Here is an 18,235-nt window from a genome sequence, read left to right as displayed (position 1 = left end):
CACGGCTTTCCCAAGTTGGCGCGCGACTCTCGACTGCCGCTCACAGCGCCTGCCTTGGAGAACACGTGCCCTTCCTGTCCGGAAAAGCCGCCCGTCGTACCGTGCTCGCCGCCCTCGGGACGGCGGTGTTGAGCACCCAGTGGCCCTCCGCGCAGGCCGCGGACTCGCCCGGGCTCGACGACCCGGGGAAGAAGGAGTTCGCGATGCGGCTGGTGTCCAGTGCGGAGAACTCCTCCCTGGACTGGAAGGCGCAGTACCGGTACATCGAGGACATCGGGGACGGCCGCGGCTACACGGGCGGTGTCATCGGCTTCTGCTCCGGTACGAGCGACATGCTCGCGCTGGTCGAGCTGTACACCGAGAGGGACGCGGACAACCCGCTGGCCGACTATCTGCCGGCGCTGCGGGCGGTGGACGGCAGCGACTCGCACGAGGGGCTGGATCCGGGCTTCCCCACCGCCTGGCGCAAGGCGGCGAGGACGGCCGCCTTCCGCAAGGCCCAGCGCGACGAGCGGGACCGCGTCTACTTCGATCCGGCGGTCGCGCGTGCCAAGAAGGACGGTCTCGGCACGCTCGGCCAGTTCGTCTACTACGACGCGATGGTCATGCACGGTCCCGGCACCGACAGCCTCAGCTTCGGCGGCATCCGCAAGCGGGCCAGGAGCGGCGCCGACACCCCCGCGGACGGCGGCGGCGAGAAGGCGTATCTGCACGCCTTCCTGGACGCCCGGGTGCGGGCCATGCGCCAGGAGGCCGCCCACAACGACGTGAGCCGGGTCGAGACCGCCCAACGGGTCTTCCTCACGAAGGGCAATCTCGACCTGGACACACCGCTCAAGTGGAAGGTGTACGGGGACAGTTACACGATCGGCTAGTGCGCCGCCGCGATCTCCTCGCCGGCTTCCATCGGGTGCGTGACGTCCTGCGCGTCGCGCTGCCTGCCGAGGTGGTTGAAGAGCAGGTTGAGCACCACCGCGGCCACGCAGCCCGTCGAGATCCCCGAGTCGAGCACGATCTTCGCCGTCTCGGGGAACGCGTGGTAGAACTCCGGCGCCGTGATCGGGATGATCCCGACGGCCAGTGAGACGGCCACGATCAGGACATTGTTGTCCTGGTCCAGACCGGCCCGGACCAGGGTCTGGATGCCGCTCGCCGCGACCGATCCGAACAGGACCACGCCCGCGCCGCCGAGCACCGGACGCGGTACGACGGCGATGAGCGAGGCGGCCATCGGGCACAGGCCCATCAGCACCAGGAAGGCGCCGCCGGTGGCGACGACGTACCGGCTGCGGATCTTCGTCATCGCGACCAGGCCGATGTTCTGGGCGAAGGCGCTGCACATGAAGCCGTTGAAGAGCGGGCTGACGGCCGAGCCGAGGGTGTCGGCGCGCAGGCCCGCCGCGATGGTCCTCTCGTCGGCCGGGCGGTCGACGATCTCGCCCAACGCCAGCATGTCCGCGGTCGATTCGGTCATCGAGACCACCATCACCACGATCATCGACACGATCGCGGCGACCTGGAACTGCGGGGCGCCGAAGTGGAACGGCGTGGGGAAGCCGACCACGTCCGCGTCCGCGACCGGGCCGAAGTCGGTGACTCCGAAGGGGATCGCGACCAGGGTGCCGATCACCAGGCCGAGCAGGACGGCGATCTGCTTGACGAAGCCCCGGGTGAAGCGGCGCAGGAGCAGGACGATCACCAGCGTCGCACCCGCGAGACCCAGATAGGTGGTCGAACCGTAGTCGTCCGCCGCGGGATCGGGCCCCTGCGCCCAGCCGAAGGCGACCGGCAGCAGGGACACGCCTATGAGCGTGATGACCGTCCCCGTGACGACGGGCGGGAAGAAGCGGACCGCCTTGCTGAAGAAGGGGGCGGCCAGGAAGCCGAGGAGACCGGCGACGATCACCGCGCCGAAGATGACCGGCAGCGCGTCGGACTTGTCGTCGGTGGACGCCACGATCGCGGTCATCGGGGCCACGCCGGCGAAGGTGACACCGTTGACGAAGGGCAGCCTGGCACCGATCTTCCAGATGCCCAGGGTCTGCAGGAAGGTGGCGAGGCCGGCGGTGAAGAGACAGGCGCCGGTCAGGAAGGTGAGTTCGGTGCCGGACAGGCCGATGGCCGCGCCGACGATCAGGGGCGGGGCGACGACTCCGGCGTACATGGCGGCCACGTGCTGGAGGCCTGTGGTGGCCATTTTGAGCGCGGGGAGCTTTTCGTCCACGGGGTGGGCGGTCACGGCGGTTCCTCCGGGTCAGCTAACACGTCGGCTCTGACGTGGGTTTCTTGGAGGTGGTGCGCGGGCATGGGGGCACCTCCCGCTCGAGCGAAGCCGAGAGTGGGGGAGGGACCGGAGGACGGGTGCACGGGGATGCACGGAGACCGTTCCGGGGCGCGCGCGTGTGGCGCGCACCCCGGAGACGGCCGCCATGAACCCCGCTCGGGTTCACGGCTACCGGCCAGGAGCCGTCCCTCCCGGCCGGAGTCAAGTGCCGTACTTCAGTACGGTGTTCAGTGACCGGCGATCTTCGCCAGGCGCTGCGCCTGCTCCCGCGTGGAGCGCGCGATCGCGTCCTCGTCGACGTGCAGCAGACGGTTGTTCTCGACGATCTGGCGGCCGTTGACGAAGGAGGCCGTGACCGGGGCGGCCGCACCGAAGACCAGTGCGGTGACCGGGTCGGCGATGGAGGCGTGGGCGAGGGTGTCCAGCTTCCACAGCACCAGGTCGGCGAGCTTGCCCGGCTCCAGGGAGCCGATCTGGCTTGCGCGGCCCAGCACCTGGGCGCCGCCGAACGTGCCCAGGCGCAGGGCCTGGCGGGCGTTCAGGGCGGCCTCGCGGTGGGCACCGAGGCGGTTGATGAGCAGCGCGTTGCGCAGCTCGGTGTGCAGTTCGCCCGACTCGTTGGAGGCGGTGCCGTCGACACCGAGGCCGACCGGGACGCCGGCCTTCAGCATGTCCGGGACCCGTGCGATACCGGCGGCCAGCCGGGCGTTCGACGAAGGGCAGTGGGCCACACCCGTCTTGGTCCGGGCGAACGCGGCGATGTCGGAGTCGTTCATGTGGACGCAGTGCGCCATCCACACGTCCTCGCCGAGCCAGCCGGTGGACTCGAAGTAGTCGGTCGGCCCCATGCCGAACAGTTCCTTGCAGAACTGCTCCTCCTCGACGGTCTCCGAACCGTGGGTGTGCAGGCGCACGCCGAGGCGGCGGGCCAACCGGGCGCCCTCGCGCAGGAGTTCGGTGGAGACGGAGAACGGCGAGCAGGGGGCCACGGCCACCTGGGTCATGGCGTCGAAGGAGGAGTCGTGGTGCTCCTTCACGGTCGCCTCGGTCGCGGCGAGGGCGCCTTCGAGGGTCTCGACGGCGAAGTCCGGGGGCAGGCCGCCGTCCTTCTCGCTGCGGTCCATGGAGCCGCGGGCGAGGGTGAAGCGGACGCCCATCTCACGGGCGGCGCGGATGATCGCGCCGGACAGGTCGCCGGAGCCCTCGGGGAAGACGTAGTGGTGGTCCATGGCGGTGGTGACACCGCCGCGGGCCATCATGCCGAGCGAACCCTGGGCCGCCGAGTAGCACATCCGCTCGTCGATGCGCGCCCACGTCGGGTACAGCGCGACGAGCCAGTCGAAGAGGTTGTGGTCGGTGGCCAGGCCCCGGGTGATCCACTGGTAGAAGTGGTGGTGCGTGTTGACCAGACCCGGGGTCACGAGATGACCGGAGGCGTCGATACGGCGTACGACGTTCTCCAGGCCCTCGGGGGCCCTGCCCGCGCCGAGCGCCTCGATGCGGTTGCCGGCGATGACGACGTATCCGCTCGCGTACTCGGTGTCGTCGGCGTCGACGGTCGCGATCGAACAGTTCTCGATGACGATGCGCTGGGCTGCTGCCATGGTTCGCCCCTTTGTCCTGAGGGTGTGCTGATGTGGAGTGGGCACGGCAGGACCCCGGGAGTTTGAGTGCCGCGGCCGGGGGGCCCGGAAGAGCCCGCCCCGCCGGCCGCGGGTGCCGATGTCGGGTTGCTACAGGTTGGTGAGGTCCACCGGGATCCTCGGCTCGCAGCCGTCCCGCAGGATCGTCGCCTCGATCAGGCCGTAGGGCCGGTCGGCGGCGAAGTACACCTCGTTGTCGTTCTTGAGCCCGAACGGCTCCAGGTCCACCAGGAAGTGGTGCTTGTTCGGGAGCGAGAAGCGCACCTCGTCGATCTCGCTGCGGTTGTTGATGATCCGCGAACCCATCTGGTAGAGGGTCTGCTGGAGCGAGAGCGAGTAGGTCTCGGCGAAGGCCTGGAGCATGTGCTTCCTGGTCTGCTCGTAGGACTTCTCCCAGTTGGGCATCCGCTGCTCGTCGTCGGTCCAGTTGAACCGCCAGCGGCCGGAGACCTGGGTGGCCAGGATGCGGTCGTACGCCTCCTGGAGCGTCGTGTACTTGTCCTTGACGTAGCCCCAGAACTCGGAGTTGGTCGAGTTCATCACGACGAGGTCCTTGAGGCCGGAGACGACCTCCCACTTCTCACCGTCGTAGGTGATCTGCGTGACCCGGGTCTCCTGGCCCTTGCGGACGAAGGAGTGCTTGACCTCGTCCGCGCCGATGAACTGCGAGTTGGCGTCGGAGGCGGCGATGCGCTCCCAGGCGTACTCCTCGATACGGATCCGCGCGACCTTGATCGGCTCCTGCGACGTCACGAAGTGGCGCGCGAGGTGGATGCCGAACTGCTCGGCCGACTCGATGCCGTGCTCCTTGGCGAACGCGTACACCGTGTTCTTGGTGGTGTCGGTCGGCAGGACGTGGGCGTTGGAGCCGGAGTAGTGGACCTCGTCCATGTCGCCGGAGAGCGCGACCGAGACGTTGAGGTCCTTGATGTGATGGGTGGCGCCGTCCCGCGTGATCTTTACGACTCGGTTCTCGGCCTTGCCGTACTGGTTCTGTCCCAGGATCACAGGGTGGGCAGGGCGGGAATTGGCAGTCATTTAGCTAGCTCCCTCGGTAAACGGAGTAGCCGAACGGGTTGAGCAGCAGCGGTACGTGGTAGTGCTCCCCGGGCTGCACGGCGAAGGTGATCGCCACCTCGGGGAAGAACACGGCACCGCTGTCCCGACTCGCGGGGGCGTCCTGCTGCGCATCGGCTTGCTTCTTTTCGAAGTACGCCTCGACCGCGAAGTCGAGCCGAACGTGGGTGGTCCCCTCCGGCAGGGCCGGGAGGTCCTTGCACCGCCCGTCGGCGTCGGTCGCCGAACCGCCGAGCGTCTGCCACCGGGCGTCCCGGCCCGAGCGGGCCGTGAGCCGGATGGCGACGTCCTGCGCGGGGCGGCCGATGCTGGTGTCCAGGATGTGCGTGGACACCGAGGCGGTGGTGCTGGTGCTCATGGTGCGTCAGTCCTCTTCGACGAGTCGGGCGAGCCGGATACGGTTGATCTTGCCCAGCTCGGTGCGGACGATCTCCCGCTCCTGCTCCGGCGAGTTCCCGATCCGTTCCTCGGCCGCGTCGCGCATCTGCTCGCCGGTCCTGCCGGTGGCGCAGATGAGGAAGACATGGCCGAACCTGTGCTGGTAGGCCAGGTTCAGCTCCAGCATCTCCGTCTTGAGGTCCTCGGAGGCGCCGGCCATGCCGCGCTGCTCCCGCGCCGAGGTCGGGTCGCCCTCCTTGGGGCGGCCGATGGGCGGGTGTCCGGCCATCGCCTCCTCCAGGTCCGCCGTGGTCAGCTCGGCCATGGCGGCGTCACTGGTGGCGTAGAGGGTGCCGACGGTGGGATACGGGCGGGCGACGAGCAGCCGCTGCGCCCATGCCGTGGAGGCACACGCCTCGTGGAGGGCGGCGAAGGCCGCATGCTCCTCGAGGGCGTTGAACCGGGCAAGGCCCGGCGGCGTGGAAGTCGAAGTCACGGGAGCCTCCGTGGCCGCGAACGGCCTTCGTACTGAACGGGCTTCCGTTAGCTAACGCCCTTCGAAACACGACGTCAACACTTTGTTGAAAATTCCGGGTTACGAAGCCCGTGGAGATGCAGGTCAGACACCTTTGTCACGATTGAGGTAGTTGTAGACCGTGAAGCGGCTCACCCCGAGCGCGCTCGCCACGGTCTCCACGCCATGCCGTACGGAGAAGGCGCCACGCGCCTCCAGTATCCGTACGACCTCCTGCTTCGCCTTGCGGTCCAGATCGGCCAACGGCTTGCCCTGCTTGCGCTCCATGGCGGCGAGGATGTGATCGAGCGAATCCGCGAGCTGCGGCAGGCGTACGGCGACCACGTCGGAGCCGCCCCAGCTGAGCACGACGTCGTCGGGGCCGGCCTCGTCGGGCGGGACCATCTCCCCGCCCATGGCGTCGACCAGCGGCTTCACGGCCGTGATGAAGGGCTCGTCCCCCGTGCCGCTCACTTCTCGCCCTCCCCGATCACATTGACCTGGAGCGAGACCCGGGTGGCACCGGCCGCCAGGGACTTGCGCAGCAGCGCGTCGACAGCGGTGAGCACGGCGTCGGCACCGCCTTCCGCCGTGTTGCCGAACGGGCCGACATCCACCGCATCCAGCTCGGCCGCCTCGACCACCTCGCGGGCCACCAGCGCGTGCGCGGGTGCCTCGTCCAGGTCGAACGGCTCGGTCGTGAACTCCACTCTCAATCGCATCGCGCCCCCACATCTTTCTGAACTGCGCGTCTATCGCGGCCCTCCGGCAGGAGAGGGCGCATCCGGGGCACGTCGGTGCCTGCGGGACACGGTCATCGGCGCCCCGACCGACCTTAACGGACCACGCGCGCCACCAGCACGGCTTCGCAGGGGCGGGAAGGACGGCCGCGGTATGTCCTGCCGGGCTCACTCGGGCGGCAGCAGCAGCTCGGCCGGCGGTTCGTCGCCCGTCGCGAGATAGGCGTCGAGCGCGGCACCGTGCGCCGGGGTGAGCGGCCCCCGGCGACCGATGCCCAGGGAGCGTGCGAGTTCCTGGACGTGCAGGCGTACGGCGGACTCGACCAGGGTGGCGTAGGCGTCGGTGGCCGCGCGGAACCGGTACCACGCCGTGAGCACGACGCCGCAGGCGATCACCGCGCCCGGCCACCAGAAGGCGGCGACGACCAGATACAGCACACCCCAGCCCGCGAGCGTGGCGGCCCGGCGCATGGCCTCCCGCGCCTCGGTGACCTCGGCCCGCGTGGCGTCCGGGGCATGCAGCCACAGGTGCGGCCAGACCACGGCCACCCGCAGGCCGAGGCCGTCGCGCAACCGCTCGGCCACCGCCTGGAGCCGGTCCCCCGGCCAGGTCGGCCGCACCGGCGGGCCGTCGGCGACGCGGGCCATCCTGGTCGCCGCCACCGCGGCCCGGTGGGCGGCGTCCCGCGGAGGCGGCTCCAGGCCGGCGTTCGCCGCGGCCGAGGCCGCCTCGGCGCTGCGCTCGGCGTAGATCCGCGCACGGCGCGCGATCAGCCGGCGGACCGGCCGGTGCAGGCCCCGCGGCCAGCCGTGCCAGTCGCCGGCCAGCCACAGCCGCTCGGCGAGGGAGCCCAGGGCCTGTGCGGCGAGCCCGCAGGCGGCTGCCGCGAGCAGGAAGGCGACGAGGAGGGACACCGTGTCCGCGGTGGAGCCGGCGAGCGTACGGGTGTGGCGGTCGAGCCGAGCGGGGAGGTCACCGACGGCGTACCAGCGCCCGTGCCCCAGCGCCCGTCCGGCCGCGAGCACCCCGAGGAACAGGGCACCGGGCAGTACGAGCAGCGACAGCCAGCGGTCGGCGAGCCGCTTGCCGAGTTCGACGAGAAATCCGTTCACGGCTCAGCGGCTCCTCGGGCACATCACGGCTCACAGGCTCTTCAGTCGCAGGGGTGTGCCGTCGTCGCAGACGGGCGGCGCTCCGTCGGTCTCGTCGGCCCACTGATGCCGCAGGCAGCGGCGGTGCGGGCAGAGGTAGATCCGCCGCTCCCGGCCCCCGCCACCGAGGCCGGCGAGCAGGGCGCCGGTCGTGCGGGTGCGGCCGTAAAGGCCCAGCGCGTCGCCCTCGGCGCGGATCCGGTCGTTCAGCCGCCGCACGGCCGTGTCGACGTCGCCGTCGTCGCGTACGGCGGCCAGCAGTCCGTCGACGGCGGCATGTGACTCCGCCGCACGGAGCCCACGGCGGATGTCCTCGACGTGGGTGAAGAAGTAGGCCAGCGCCTCTGCGGTGCGCCTGGCCCTGCCCTCGGGGCGGTCGGTCATGCGTTCTCCGGTCGGACCGTGGGTGTCGCGGTGTGACGATGTTGCGTACGGTAGGCCAACTCGGCCCCGGGGATGGTCACTTGCTCTACTCTCCGCTGGCATGACCATGGACGGGGCCGAGCGGCGGGACACGCTGCTGGCGGCCGCACGGAAGCGATTACGGCAGGTCAGGGCCACCGGGGACATCACGGTGCTACGGACCCCCGAGGCCCGGGCCGATCTGCGGGCGCTGCTCACGCTGTTCACCCACGCGAGCGGGGACGTCGAGGTCGGCTACCGGCTGGGCTGGCTGATCCTGATCCTGAGCACGGACGACCGGGACGACGCGTTGCTGGAGACCGCGGCGGACGGATTCGCGCTCTGTCTGCTGGCGGGCGTCGGGGATCTGCCGGCCGACCTGCTGCCGGGCATCGCCTCGGTCGCCGAGCCGCTCGCCCGCACCGTGCTGAACCAGGCGCTGGGCTCCCCCGACCCGGCGCTGCTGGACCTGGCCGTGGAGCAGCAGCGCCGGGTCCTGAACGCCACACCTGTCGGGCACGAGGCCCGTCCGCAGCGGTTGCACAACCTCGGCTCCGCCCTCCACGCACGGTTCGAGCGGCAGCCCTCGCCCGAGGACCTGGCCGCCGCGCTCGCCCTGTGCCGCGAGTCGGTGGACACCACCGCGCCCGGCGACCCCGACCTCCCGGCACGGCTGAGCGGGCTGGCGGGGGCGCTGTGGTCCCGTCATCGGCTCAAGGGCGAGACCGCCGACCTGGACGCCGCCATCGACACCATCCGGGCGGCCGTGGACGCCGCGCCCGCCGGTTCACCGCATCAGGCGCTGTGTCTGTCCAACCTCGGGCTGGCCCTGCGGGACCGGTTCGCACGGACCGGGAACCCGGCGGATCTCGACGACGCCGTCGCCGCCGGACGGCGGGCGTGGGAGCTGACCCCGCGGGACGAGCCCAACCGCTCGGTGCGGCTGCACAACCTCGCGGGCACCCTGGTGATCCGGTACCGGCACGTCGAGGGCATGGGCTCGCTGGACGAGGTGGTGTCCCGCCTGACCGCCGAGGCTCCCGCCGACGTCGCCGTGGTCGCCTTCCTGGCGGGCTCGGACGACATCCCGCCCGCGGTGGCGCCCGATGTCGCCCGGCTCGCCGCGAACCTGGCCATCGGCCGGGCGACGCGCGTGCTGACCGCGTACGACCCGGACGAGCACGAGGCCGTCCTCACCCTGTGGCGACGCATCCTGCGCATCACGCCCCCCGACGACACACAGCGCCACATCTACCTCGCCGACCTGAGCAGCACACTGCTCCTGCGCCACAGCCGCACCGGAGCCCCGGCGGACCTGGCGGCTGCCCTTGACGCCGCGCGCCGGGCGACCCGGGCCGCCCCCGAGGGCACCCCGTTCCGGCATCTGGCGCTCGCCAACCTCGCGGCCTCACTCGGCGCGCGGTACCAGCGCGAGAGCGCGGCCGAGGACCTGGAGCTGGCCGTCGACGTGCTGCGGACGGCCGCGGAGGGGCTGCCCGACGGCCACAACGACCGGGCCCGGATCCTGAGCGACCTGGGCGCACTGCTGGGCGAGCTGTTCCGGCTCCACGAGGACCTGCCGCTCCTCGACGAGGCCGTCACGGCGCTGCGGGCATCCGGCCGGGCCGTGCCGGCCGACCCCATGGGCCGTGGCCCGGCCCTGAACAACCTGGGTCAGTCGCTGCTCCTGCGGCACGAGTTCACCGGCGCCCCGGACGATCTGGACGAGGCGATCGTCACCCTGCGCGCGGCGGGCGCCGCGACACCGAAGGAACACTCCAACCACGTCCTGTGCCTCAACTCCCTGGGCGACGCCCTGCTGTCACGGTTCCGGCAACGAGGGGACCGGCAGGCGCTCGACGAAGGGATCCGTCTGCTGCGGGCCGCCCTGGACGACGCCCCCGCGGGGTCGAGGGAGCGGGCCAGAAGCCTGTTCACGCTGGCTTCCGGCCTCCGCCTGCGGCTGCACAGCCCGGATCCGCAGCCGTCGGACCTGACGGAGGCGGTGTCACTGGCCAGGCACGCCGTCGACAGCGCACCCGCCGGCAGCTCGGTGGCACACCTGTGCCGCTCTCTCCTGGTCAACCTTCTGTATCTGCGGTTCGACCGGCTCGGGGACCGTGACGCGCTGGCGGAGGCCGTGGAGCACGGCAGGGAGCTGGTGAGCGGCGGGTTCGACGGTACCCGGGTGGACCTGGCGGACGGGCTGACCGCCGGCGCCACGGCGCTGCTGACGCACCATGTGTACGACGCGGCGCCGTCCGGTCTCGACGAGGCGATCGAGGCCCAGCGCACCGTGCTGCGCGCGATGCCGGCGGGCAGTTCCGCCCGGCCGATGGCCCTCCACAACCTGGCGCTGGCCCTCATGACACGCAGCACCCACGGGTTCGCCGAATCGGATGTGAGCGCGGCGGTCGACGCCCAGCGCGAGGCCGTCGCGCAGGCCGGCCCCGGGCACAGCGACCGGGCCATGCTGCTGATCCTGCTCGGCGCATGTCTGCTGACGCGGTGCGCGCTGCTCGGGACGCCGGCGGATCTCGACGAGGCGATCGACGTCCTCACCGCGGCCTCCGAGGCGGCTCAGCCGGGACACCCGGCGCGGCCAGGGGCCCTCCTGAACTGGTGCGGGGCGCTGCTCACGCGAGCCGAGGCCCGGGCGGACTCCCCCGAGGCCACGGCCGACCTCGACACGGCCGTCGCCCTGGCCCGGGAGGCCGTGGACGCGACCCTCCGCCACAGTCCACGCCATCAGTGGGCGCTCGGCCAGCTCGGCCGGGCCCTGCTGTTCCGGTACCGGCACCGCGCCGCGCCCGACGACCTGGACGCGGCGATCACCACCCTGCGGCAGGCCGAAGGTGCCGACGACCTGGGCGAGTTGGGCCGGCTGACCGTGCTCCTGCAGCTGAGCGAGGCGCTGCTCGCCCGTCACGAACGCGACGGCGACCCCACCTCACTCGACGCGGCCGTACGCCTGTCCGCACAGCTCGCGGCCACGCCCGGGGCCCCGCCCGCCATGCGCCTCGACGCGGCGCTGACGACCGGGCGGCTCGTGGGACGCACCGACCCGTCGGCGGCGGTCGCCCACTTCGAGACGGCCGTGGCCCTGCTCCCGCAGATCGCCCCGCGCCGACTACGCAGACGCGACCAGCAGCGGATGCTGGGCGCGTTCGCCGGGCTGGCGAGCAATGCCGCCGCCGCGGTGCTGAACGGGCCCGAGCCGTCCGCCGAGCGGGCGCTGGAGCTGCTCGAGACCGGGCGGGGTGTCCTGATCGGGCAGGCGCTGGACGTCTGGAGCGACCTCGCGCCGCTCCGTGCGCGGCACCCCGGACTCGCCGCCCGTTTCGAGGAGTTGCGGGAGCTGCTGGACCGTCCCGACGACGGTTCCGAGGCCCTGCTGGGCAAGTGGGCCGATGCGGGCGGTCTCGCCGGCACGGTGGACCGCCACCGGCTCGCCGACGAGCTCACGGCCGTGCTGACGCGTATCCGGCAGCAGGACGGTTTCGGTTCCTTCGGGCTGCCGCCGTCGGCCGCCGAACTCCGCGCGGCGGCCCGGGACGGCGCGGTCGTGGTCCTCAACGTCACCTTCGCGCGCAGCGACGCCCTGCTCGTCACGCCCACCCGCGTCACCGCCGTCCCGCTCCCGGGGCTCACCCTCCGGAACGGGACGGACGCGGCCGTGGCGCTCCAGAGCTTCGCGCACGACGCCACGGACCCGGACGGCTCCGTGCGGACGAGAGCGCAGAAGGAACTCTCCGGTATCCAGGCCTGGTTGTGGGAGGCCGTCGCCCGGCCCGTCCTCACCGCGCTGGGGCACGACCGGACACCGGTGGGCGACATCTGGCCGCGTGTGTGGTGGGTGCCCTGCGGACCGCTGAGCTGGCTGCCGTTCCACGCCGCGGGCCACCATGACGGGTCCGGCCGTGCGGTCCTGGACCGCGTGGTGTCGTCCTACTCGCCCACCGTCCGGGCACTGCATCACGCCCGACGCCCACTGCCGCCCGGGACGGCCCCGGGCCGGCCGCTGATCGTGGCGATGCCCGACACCCCGGACCATGCGCCGCTCGACTTCGCGGCGGACGAGGTGGACGTGTTCCGGGAGCACATGGACCCGGCGACGGTGCTGCTCGCCCCGGAGCGGCCGCCGACCCGCGACGACGTCCTCGGCCTGCTGCCCGGCTGCCCGGTCGCCCATTTCGCCTGCCACGGCGACAGCTTCGCCGAGGACCCGTCACACCACCGCCTGCTCCTGCACGACCATGCCGCCGCCCCGTTCACGGTCGAGGCGCTCGCCTCCGTACGGCTCGAACACGCCCGGCTGGCCTATCTGTCGGCCTGTGCCACGGCCGTCTCCTACGACGGTGTCCTGGCCGACGAGGCCATGCATCTGACGTCGGCCTTCCAGCTGTGCGGGTTCCGGCATGTGATCGGCACCCTCTGGCCGGTGGTCGACGACACCGCCGTCGATTTCGCGGAGGCGTTCTACCGGGCCCTGCGGCCCGCCCCCGGCCGGGCCCCGGACCCCGACCGCTCCCCACAAGCCCTGCACACCGCGGTCCGCGCCCTGCGCGCCGCCCTCCCGGGCAGCCCGTCCCTGTGGGCGTCGCACATCCACACCGGCGCCTGACCACGCCCCCTCACGAGAAGTCCCCTCACGAGAAGAAGAGCATGAGCCTGAACCGGACCCCGCTCCCCACCCACCCGATGACCCGCAAACCGCTCAACAGCGTCGCCGCGGCACTCTCCCTGGCCGGATTCATCGCCGTTTTCGGCGCGTTCGGCGGCACCGCCCTGGGCATCACGTTCCTCCTGTGGTGTCTCGGACTCCTCGTCTGGGGGTTCCGGTACGGGCAGAAGCAGCTGCGCGCGGCGGAGGCGGACCGCGCCCTGGCCCGCAAGGCGCACGCCGCCTCGATGGCGGACCGGATGCTCTACGCACAACGCCACGGGCACGAGTTCGAGGCCTCCTCGGCCGAGTGGGCCGAGGGCTTCGGCCGTGTTCCGCAGGAGGTGCCGGAGCGCCTCACGGAGGAGCAGCGTGTCCGTGCCCGACACGCGGCCGACCTCGTGGCGGAGGGCGTTCTGCGGATGCGGGTCGACGGTCGGCCCGTCGCCGTGTTCGACCTGGAGGTGATCAACGAGTCCGACGTGTGGGAGTTGAAGCGGCGCTGCCGGTACAGCCGGGCGGCGGAGGTGTCCATGTACTACCTGACCGTCTGTGTCGTGACGCTGCCCGTGCGACTGCCGTATGTCGCTTCGGCGTACCTGCACCGGACGGAGGCGGACGACACCGATCGCACCGCGGATCCCGGGTTCGCGGAGCTGCTGCTGTCCCGGCCGGCGGTGCGCGCGGCGGCACAGGACCGGGACTGGCTGTGGTCCGTGGACGGCGACCGGCTGATCTGCTGCGCGGTGACGGGCCGGGGCATGGACATCGGGCAGGCGGAGGGCCTCGCCGGCCGGATGGCGGCGATCGCCGGTGCCTTCCCCTGGCCGGAACTGGAACGCTTCCGGGTGCCGGCACCGGACTCCCGTCCCCGGCACACCCTCTGGATCAACACGCCCGATCTGCTCGTCGACCGGGACGCGCCGTTCGGCGGCCTGGTCCAGAGCTGGGCGGAGCGGGAGATCGACCGCACCGGCCTGTACGCCCTCAAAGCCCGGAACGAGTGGCTGCAACGCACGTCCGCAGCCCTCCGCCCGTCCGTCTGAATCCGCCCCCACCAGGCACTTCACAAACCCTTCGGAAGCCCGGCGGCCCACGCGTCCCTGCGCGTGCCGTCGGGCTTCGGCGTTCCTCGCCTCTTGACAAGCGACGACATCCACCGGCAATCTTCCATTAAGCAGAAACAAACTTCCGCAATACGGAATTACTCGACACGGAAGGGAGCGCAGGCCCACATGGGATTCGCAGAGCAGCGCTTCAACGTCAACCTGTCGATCCTCTTCACGGAACTCCCGCTCCTGGAGCGCCCCGCGGCCGCCGCCGCGGCGGGCTTCACCGCGGTCGAGCTGTGGTGGCCCTGGATCGACTCCCCCACCCCCGAGCAGCCCGAGCTCGACGCCCTGAGGAAGGCGATCGAGGACGCGGGCGTCCAGCTCACGGGCCTCAACTTCTACGCCGGCCGGCTGCCGGGCCCGGACCGCGGCGCCCTGTCGCTCCCCGGCGAGGAGTCGGAGAGGTTCCGCGCCAACATCGACGTGGCCGCGGACTTCGCCCGGTCCCTGGGCTGCAAGGCGCTCAACGCCCTGTACGGCAACCGCGTCGAGGGCGTGGACCCGGCCGAGCAGGACGCGCTCGCCCTGGAGAACCTGGTCCTCGCGGCGCGGGCGGCCGACCGGATCGGCGCGATCCTGCTGATCGAGGCGCTGAACAAGCCCGAGTCGCCGCTGTACCCGCTGGTGTCGGCGCCGGCCGCGGTCGGGATCGTCGACAAGGTCAACGAGGCGACGGGACTGGACAACGCGCGCTTCCTCATGGACCTCTACCACCTGTCCATGAACGGCGAGGACCTGCCGTCGGTGATCGAGGAGTTCGCCTCGAGGACCGGCCATGTGCAGATCGCCGACAACCCGGGCCGTGGTGCGCCGGGGACGGGGACGCTCCCGCTGGAGGAGCTGCTCGGCCGGCTGAGGAAGGCCGGTTACGAGGGCTGGGTCGGCCTGGAGTACAAGCCGGGCGACCGTCCGAGCGCCGGGGCCTTCGAGTGGCTGCCGGCCGAGGCCCGCGCGGCCCGCTGAGCGCCAACCCACAGACGTAGAGAAGTACCGAGAGAGGCACCCTCACCATGAGCACACTCCCCAAGATCGCCTGGATCGGCCTCGGCATCATGGGCTCCCCCATGTCCGAGAACCTGATCAAGGCGGGTTACGACGTCACCGGCTTCACGCTGGAGCAGGACAAGCTGGACCGCCTGGCCGCCGCCGGCGGCAAGGCCGCCGGTTCGATCGCCGCGGCCGTCAGGGACGCCGACGTGGTCATCACGATGGTGCCGGCCTCCCCGCAGGTCGAGGCCATCGCCTACGGCCCCGACGGCATCCTCGGGAACGCCAGGCCGGGCGCCCTCGTGATCGACATGTCCTCGATCACCCCGCAGACCTCGGTCGACCTGGCGAAGGCGGCGAAGGACAAGGGCATCCGCGTCCTGGACGCCCCGGTGTCCGGCGGCGAGGCCGGCGCCGTCGAGGCCGTGCTGTCCATCATGGTCGGCGGCGAGCAGGCCGACTTCGACCTCGCGAAGCCGATCCTCGAAGCCCTCGGCAAGACCATCGTGCTGTGCGGTCCGCACGGCTCGGGCCAGACCGTGAAGGCCGCCAACCAGCTGATCGTCGCCGTGAACATCCAGGCGTGCGCCGAGGCCGTGGTCTTCCTGGAGAAGTCCGGCGTGGACCTGAAGGCCGCGCTGGACGTCCTCAACGGCGGCCTCGCGGGCTCGACCGTGCTGACCCGCAAGAAGGACAACTTCCTCAACCGGGACTTCAGGCCGGGCTTCCGCATCGACCTGCACCACAAGGACATGGGCATCGTCACCGACGCCGCCCGCAACGTCGGCGCGGCCCTGCCCGTCGGCGCGGTCGTCGCCCAGCTGGTCGCCTCGCTGCGTGCGCAGGGCGACGGCGGACTGGACCACTCCGCACTGCTTCGGGCCGTGGAGCGCCTCTCCGGCGCCCAGGTCTGACCGAAGACCCCGGGCGGTGCCGCTGCTGACACCTGTCCTGTCGCGCCCAAGCGGCGGCGCCGCCCGGAATCAACTTCAACAAAGTGTTGACGTCCAGATCGCCCCAAACCTAGGCTCCACAAAGCGGAAGTTCCTTTCCGAAGCCTCCGCTGACTCTCGTACGGAAGGTCCTTGATGTCGCAGCGCGTGCTCACGACAGAGTCCGGCGCCCCGGTCGCCGACAACCAGAACTCCGCCTCCGCCGGCGCCGGCGGTCCGCTCCTCCTCCAGGACCAGCACCTGCTGGAGAAGCTCGCCCGCTTCAACCGTGAGCGCATCCCGGAGCGCGTGGTGCACGCCCGCGGCTCCGGCGCGTACGGCTACTTCGAGGTGACGGACGACGTCACCGGCTTCACACACGCCGACTTCCTGAGCTCCGTCGGCAGGCGCACCGAGGTCTTCCTGCGCTTCTCGACCGTGGCCGACTCACTCGGCGGTGCGGACGCGGTGCGCGACCCGCGCGGCTTCGCGCTCAAGTTCTATACCGAGGAGGGCAATTACGACCTCGTCGGCAACAACACCCCGGTGTTCTTCATCAAGGACCCCATCAAGTTCCCGGACTTCATCCACTCGCAGAAGCGCGACCCGTTCACCGGCAAGCAGGAGCCGGACAACGTCTGGGACTTCTGGGCGCACGCCCCCGAGGCCACGCACCAGATCACCTGGCTGATGGGCGACCGCGGCATCCCGGCGTCGTACCGCCACATGAACGGTTACGGCTCGCACACCTACCAGTGGACGAACGCCGAGGGCGAGGCATTCTTCGTCAAGTACCACTTCAAGACGAACCAGGGCGTCCGGTCGCTGTCGGCCGAGCAGGGTGCCGAGATCGCGGGCAAAGACCCCAACTCGCACCAGACGGACCTGCTCCAGGCCATCGAGCGGGGCGTGAACCCGTCCTGGACGCTGTACGTGCAGATCATGCCGGCGGCCGAGGCGGCGGACTACCGCTTCAACCCCTTCGACCTCACCAAGGTGTGGCCGCACAAGGACCACCCGTTGCAGCGCGTGGGCCGGCTGGTCCTGGACCGCAACCCGGACAACGTCTTCGCCGAGGTAGAGCAGGCCGCGTTCTCCCCGAACAACTTCGTGCCCGGCATCGGTCCTTCGCCGGACAAGATGCTCCAGGGCCGGCTGTTCGCCTACGCGGACGCGCACCGCTACCGTCTGGGCGTCAACCACACCCTGCTCGCGGTGAACGCCCCGAAGGCGACGACGGCGCAGAACTACGGCCGTGACGGCCTCATGGCGTCCAACTCCCAGGGCCGCGCGGCGAAGAACTACGAGCCGAACTCGTACCACGGCCCGGTCGAGACCGGCCGCCCGCTGTCGGCGCCGCTGGCCCTCCACGGCTGGACGGGCACGCACGAGGCCCCGCAGCACACCAAGGACGACGACTTCTTCCAGGCCGGTGAGCTGTACCGCCTGATGTCCGAGGACGAGAAGTCCCGCCTGGTCGCGAACATCGCCGGTGGCCTGTCCCAGGTCTCCCGCGACGACGTGATCGAGAAGAACCTGGCCCACTTCCACGCCGCCGACCCGGAGTACGGCAAGCGTGTGGAGGAGGCGGTCCGCGCCCTGCGCGAGGACTGAGCCTCCCCGGGAGAAGAGCTCCCTGCTCGCGCCCGAACGCCGGGAGACCCGGATGAGGGGTGGTCCTCGGTACGGGGCACGGGCAGGGTGCGGACCGCGGCGGCGTGCGAGCCAGTGCGGTGGTGAAGGACCGGACCCCCTTCTCGACCTGAGGGAAGGGCGCCCCGGCTCCGTCGCTGCCGCCGCGGTCCCAGTAGAGACGAAGAGCGCCTGCACGGACGGTCCCGTGCGGGCGCTCTTTGCCGTCTCCGGGGTGCGCGCCCGGCGTCCGCGCAGGACGCTGGAGGCATGGCACATCCAGCGCACCATCCGCACGTCGTGGTGCACTCGCCGGCCCTGGACGGCTCCCGGCGGGTCACCGCGGACGACCACAACCTCGGCGTCGCCTCCCATCTGGACGACGTCGTGGAGCTGCTGCGCCTCGCCGATCTCGACGTGGTCGAGGTCGAGGTGAGCGACATCGTCGAGTGGCAGGGCGGTGGCCCGGACGACTGGCCGGGCCTGTCCGAGCACCACGAGCGCTGAGCACCGTACGCAGTGAGCCCGCCTACGCCACGGGGCGTAGGCGGGCTACGGAACCCTCAAATCAACCTCTGAACCCGCCTCCGGGGGCTTCAACAGCCCCCGGGTGCGGGCACATTCTCCTCTACACGGGGCCCGCCGGCACGGGGGCGGCGGGCCCCGGCGGGGGATCCACACCGGGGGGACGTGCCGAGGGGGCGGCCCAACCCCCCGGT

16 protein-coding genes are annotated in these 18,235 nt (G+C 71.4%); 7 read left to right on the top strand and 9 right to left on the bottom strand.

The genetic code is table 11. The features are described 5' to 3' along the window. Positions 1-65 precede the first annotated feature (65 nt). Complete coding sequence (locus ACWD3I_RS16165; RefSeq protein WP_365402103.1) at positions 66-875, top strand: chitosanase; 810 nt, start codon at positions 66-68, stop codon at positions 873-875. Here ACWD3I_RS16165 and ACWD3I_RS16160 read toward each other — a convergent pair. The 9 genes from ACWD3I_RS16160 to ACWD3I_RS16120 all read right to left on the bottom strand — a co-directional run bounded on the left by ACWD3I_RS16160 (position 872) and on the right by ACWD3I_RS16120 (position 8,172). Continuing rightward, on the bottom strand, positions 872-2,239 hold the full coding sequence (locus ACWD3I_RS16160; protein ID WP_365402100.1) for a nucleobase:cation symporter-2 family protein: 1,368 nt from the start codon (positions 2,237-2,239) through the stop codon (positions 872-874). The two genes, ACWD3I_RS16165 and ACWD3I_RS16160, sit on opposite strands and share 4 nt — an antisense overlap. A gap of 272 nt (positions 2,240-2,511) precedes the next feature. Beyond that, on the bottom strand, positions 2,512-3,888 hold the full coding sequence (locus ACWD3I_RS16155; protein ID WP_365402097.1) for an 8-oxoguanine deaminase: 1,377 nt from the start codon (positions 3,886-3,888) through the stop codon (positions 2,512-2,514). Between the two features lie 129 nt (positions 3,889-4,017). Continuing rightward, the gene (gene pucL, locus ACWD3I_RS16150; protein ID WP_365402094.1) at positions 4,018-4,965 is read right to left on the bottom strand and encodes a factor-independent urate hydroxylase; all 948 of its coding nucleotides are present in this window, start codon (positions 4,963-4,965) and stop codon (positions 4,018-4,020) included. A 4-nt stretch (positions 4,966-4,969) separates the two neighbouring features. Further along, on the bottom strand, positions 4,970-5,362 hold the full coding sequence (gene uraH / locus ACWD3I_RS16145; protein WP_365402092.1) for a hydroxyisourate hydrolase: 393 nt from the start codon (positions 5,360-5,362) through the stop codon (positions 4,970-4,972). 6 nt (positions 5,363-5,368) lie between these two features. After that, positions 5,369-5,878 carry a 2-oxo-4-hydroxy-4-carboxy-5-ureidoimidazoline decarboxylase gene (gene uraD, locus ACWD3I_RS16140; protein WP_365402089.1) on the bottom strand — a complete coding sequence of 170 codons (510 nt, stop codon included), beginning with the start codon at positions 5,876-5,878 and terminating at the stop codon, positions 5,369-5,371. Positions 5,879-6,001: 123 nt separating this feature from the next. Then, positions 6,002-6,370, bottom strand: a complete 369-nt coding sequence (locus tag ACWD3I_RS16135) for a helix-turn-helix domain-containing protein (RefSeq protein ID WP_365402086.1) — start codon at positions 6,368-6,370, stop codon at positions 6,002-6,004. Then, positions 6,367-6,618 carry a hypothetical protein gene (locus tag ACWD3I_RS16130; protein ID WP_266886363.1) on the bottom strand — a complete coding sequence of 84 codons (252 nt, stop codon included), beginning with the start codon at positions 6,616-6,618 and terminating at the stop codon, positions 6,367-6,369. Before ACWD3I_RS16130 ends, ACWD3I_RS16135 begins: the two co-directional genes overlap by 4 nt. 186 nt (positions 6,619-6,804) lie before the next feature. Further along, on the bottom strand, positions 6,805-7,749 hold the full coding sequence (locus tag ACWD3I_RS16125; RefSeq protein ID WP_365402083.1) for a hypothetical protein: 945 nt from the start codon (positions 7,747-7,749) through the stop codon (positions 6,805-6,807). A gap of 30 nt (positions 7,750-7,779) precedes the next feature. Continuing rightward, the gene (locus ACWD3I_RS16120; protein WP_365402080.1) at positions 7,780-8,172 is read right to left on the bottom strand and encodes a hypothetical protein; all 393 of its coding nucleotides are present in this window, start codon (positions 8,170-8,172) and stop codon (positions 7,780-7,782) included. 100 nt (positions 8,173-8,272) lie between these two features. Between ACWD3I_RS16120 and ACWD3I_RS16115 the strand changes: the two genes are divergently transcribed. The 6 genes from ACWD3I_RS16115 to ACWD3I_RS16090 all read left to right on the top strand — a co-directional run bounded on the left by ACWD3I_RS16115 (position 8,273) and on the right by ACWD3I_RS16090 (position 18,023). Continuing rightward, positions 8,273-12,814 (top strand): CHAT domain-containing protein, encoded by a 4,542-nt coding sequence (locus ACWD3I_RS16115; protein ID WP_365402077.1) that lies wholly within the window; start codon positions 8,273-8,275, stop codon positions 12,812-12,814. A gap of 41 nt (positions 12,815-12,855) precedes the next feature. Continuing rightward, a complete protein-coding gene (locus ACWD3I_RS16110) occupies positions 12,856-13,899 on the top strand; it encodes a hypothetical protein (RefSeq protein WP_365402074.1) in 1,044 nt (347 codons plus the stop codon). A 189-nt stretch (positions 13,900-14,088) separates the two neighbouring features. Next, positions 14,089-14,928: a TIM barrel protein gene (locus tag ACWD3I_RS16105; RefSeq protein WP_365402072.1), complete on the top strand. Its 840-nt coding sequence runs from the start codon at positions 14,089-14,091 to the stop codon at positions 14,926-14,928. A gap of 47 nt (positions 14,929-14,975) precedes the next feature. After that, positions 14,976-15,866, top strand: coding sequence for a 2-hydroxy-3-oxopropionate reductase (locus ACWD3I_RS16100; protein ID WP_365402069.1), 891 nt, complete (start codon positions 14,976-14,978; stop codon positions 15,864-15,866). 174 nt (positions 15,867-16,040) lie between these two features. Next, the gene (locus ACWD3I_RS16095) at positions 16,041-17,498 is read left to right on the top strand and encodes a catalase (RefSeq protein WP_365402066.1); all 1,458 of its coding nucleotides are present in this window, start codon (positions 16,041-16,043) and stop codon (positions 17,496-17,498) included. Positions 17,499-17,786: 288 nt separating this feature from the next. Continuing rightward, the gene (locus ACWD3I_RS16090) at positions 17,787-18,023 is read left to right on the top strand and encodes a hypothetical protein (RefSeq protein ID WP_266820930.1); all 237 of its coding nucleotides are present in this window, start codon (positions 17,787-17,789) and stop codon (positions 18,021-18,023) included. Positions 18,024-18,235 lie beyond the last annotated feature (212 nt).

The sequence above is a fragment of the Streptomyces sp. NPDC002817 genome, assembly GCF_053592055.1.
This window is presented reverse-complemented; position numbering and strand designations above follow the sequence as displayed.

Excerpts from the sequence above, each read along its gene's own strand:
- ACWD3I_RS16130 (WP_266886363.1), bottom strand. The coding sequence starts at position 6,618 with ATGCGATTGAGAGTGGAGTTCACGACCGAGCCGTTCGACCTGGACGAG.
- ACWD3I_RS16110 (WP_365402074.1), top strand. The coding sequence starts at position 12,856 with ATGAGCCTGAACCGGACCCCGCTCCCCACCCACCCGATGACCCGCAAA.
- ACWD3I_RS16105 (WP_365402072.1), top strand. The coding sequence starts at position 14,089 with ATGGGATTCGCAGAGCAGCGCTTCAACGTCAACCTGTCGATCCTCTTC.
- ACWD3I_RS16095 (WP_365402066.1), top strand. The coding sequence starts at position 16,041 with ATGTCGCAGCGCGTGCTCACGACAGAGTCCGGCGCCCCGGTCGCCGAC.
- ACWD3I_RS16115 (WP_365402077.1), top strand. The coding sequence starts at position 8,273 with ATGACCATGGACGGGGCCGAGCGGCGGGACACGCTGCTGGCGGCCGCA.
- ACWD3I_RS16155 (WP_365402097.1), bottom strand. The coding sequence starts at position 3,888 with ATGGCAGCAGCCCAGCGCATCGTCATCGAGAACTGTTCGATCGCGACC.
- ACWD3I_RS16120 (WP_365402080.1), bottom strand. The coding sequence starts at position 8,172 with ATGACCGACCGCCCCGAGGGCAGGGCCAGGCGCACCGCAGAGGCGCTG.
- ACWD3I_RS16100 (WP_365402069.1), top strand. The coding sequence starts at position 14,976 with ATGAGCACACTCCCCAAGATCGCCTGGATCGGCCTCGGCATCATGGGC.
- uraH (WP_365402092.1), bottom strand. The coding sequence starts at position 5,362 with ATGAGCACCAGCACCACCGCCTCGGTGTCCACGCACATCCTGGACACC.
- pucL (WP_365402094.1), bottom strand. The coding sequence starts at position 4,965 with ATGACTGCCAATTCCCGCCCTGCCCACCCTGTGATCCTGGGACAGAAC.
- ACWD3I_RS16090 (WP_266820930.1), top strand. The coding sequence starts at position 17,787 with ATGGCACATCCAGCGCACCATCCGCACGTCGTGGTGCACTCGCCGGCC.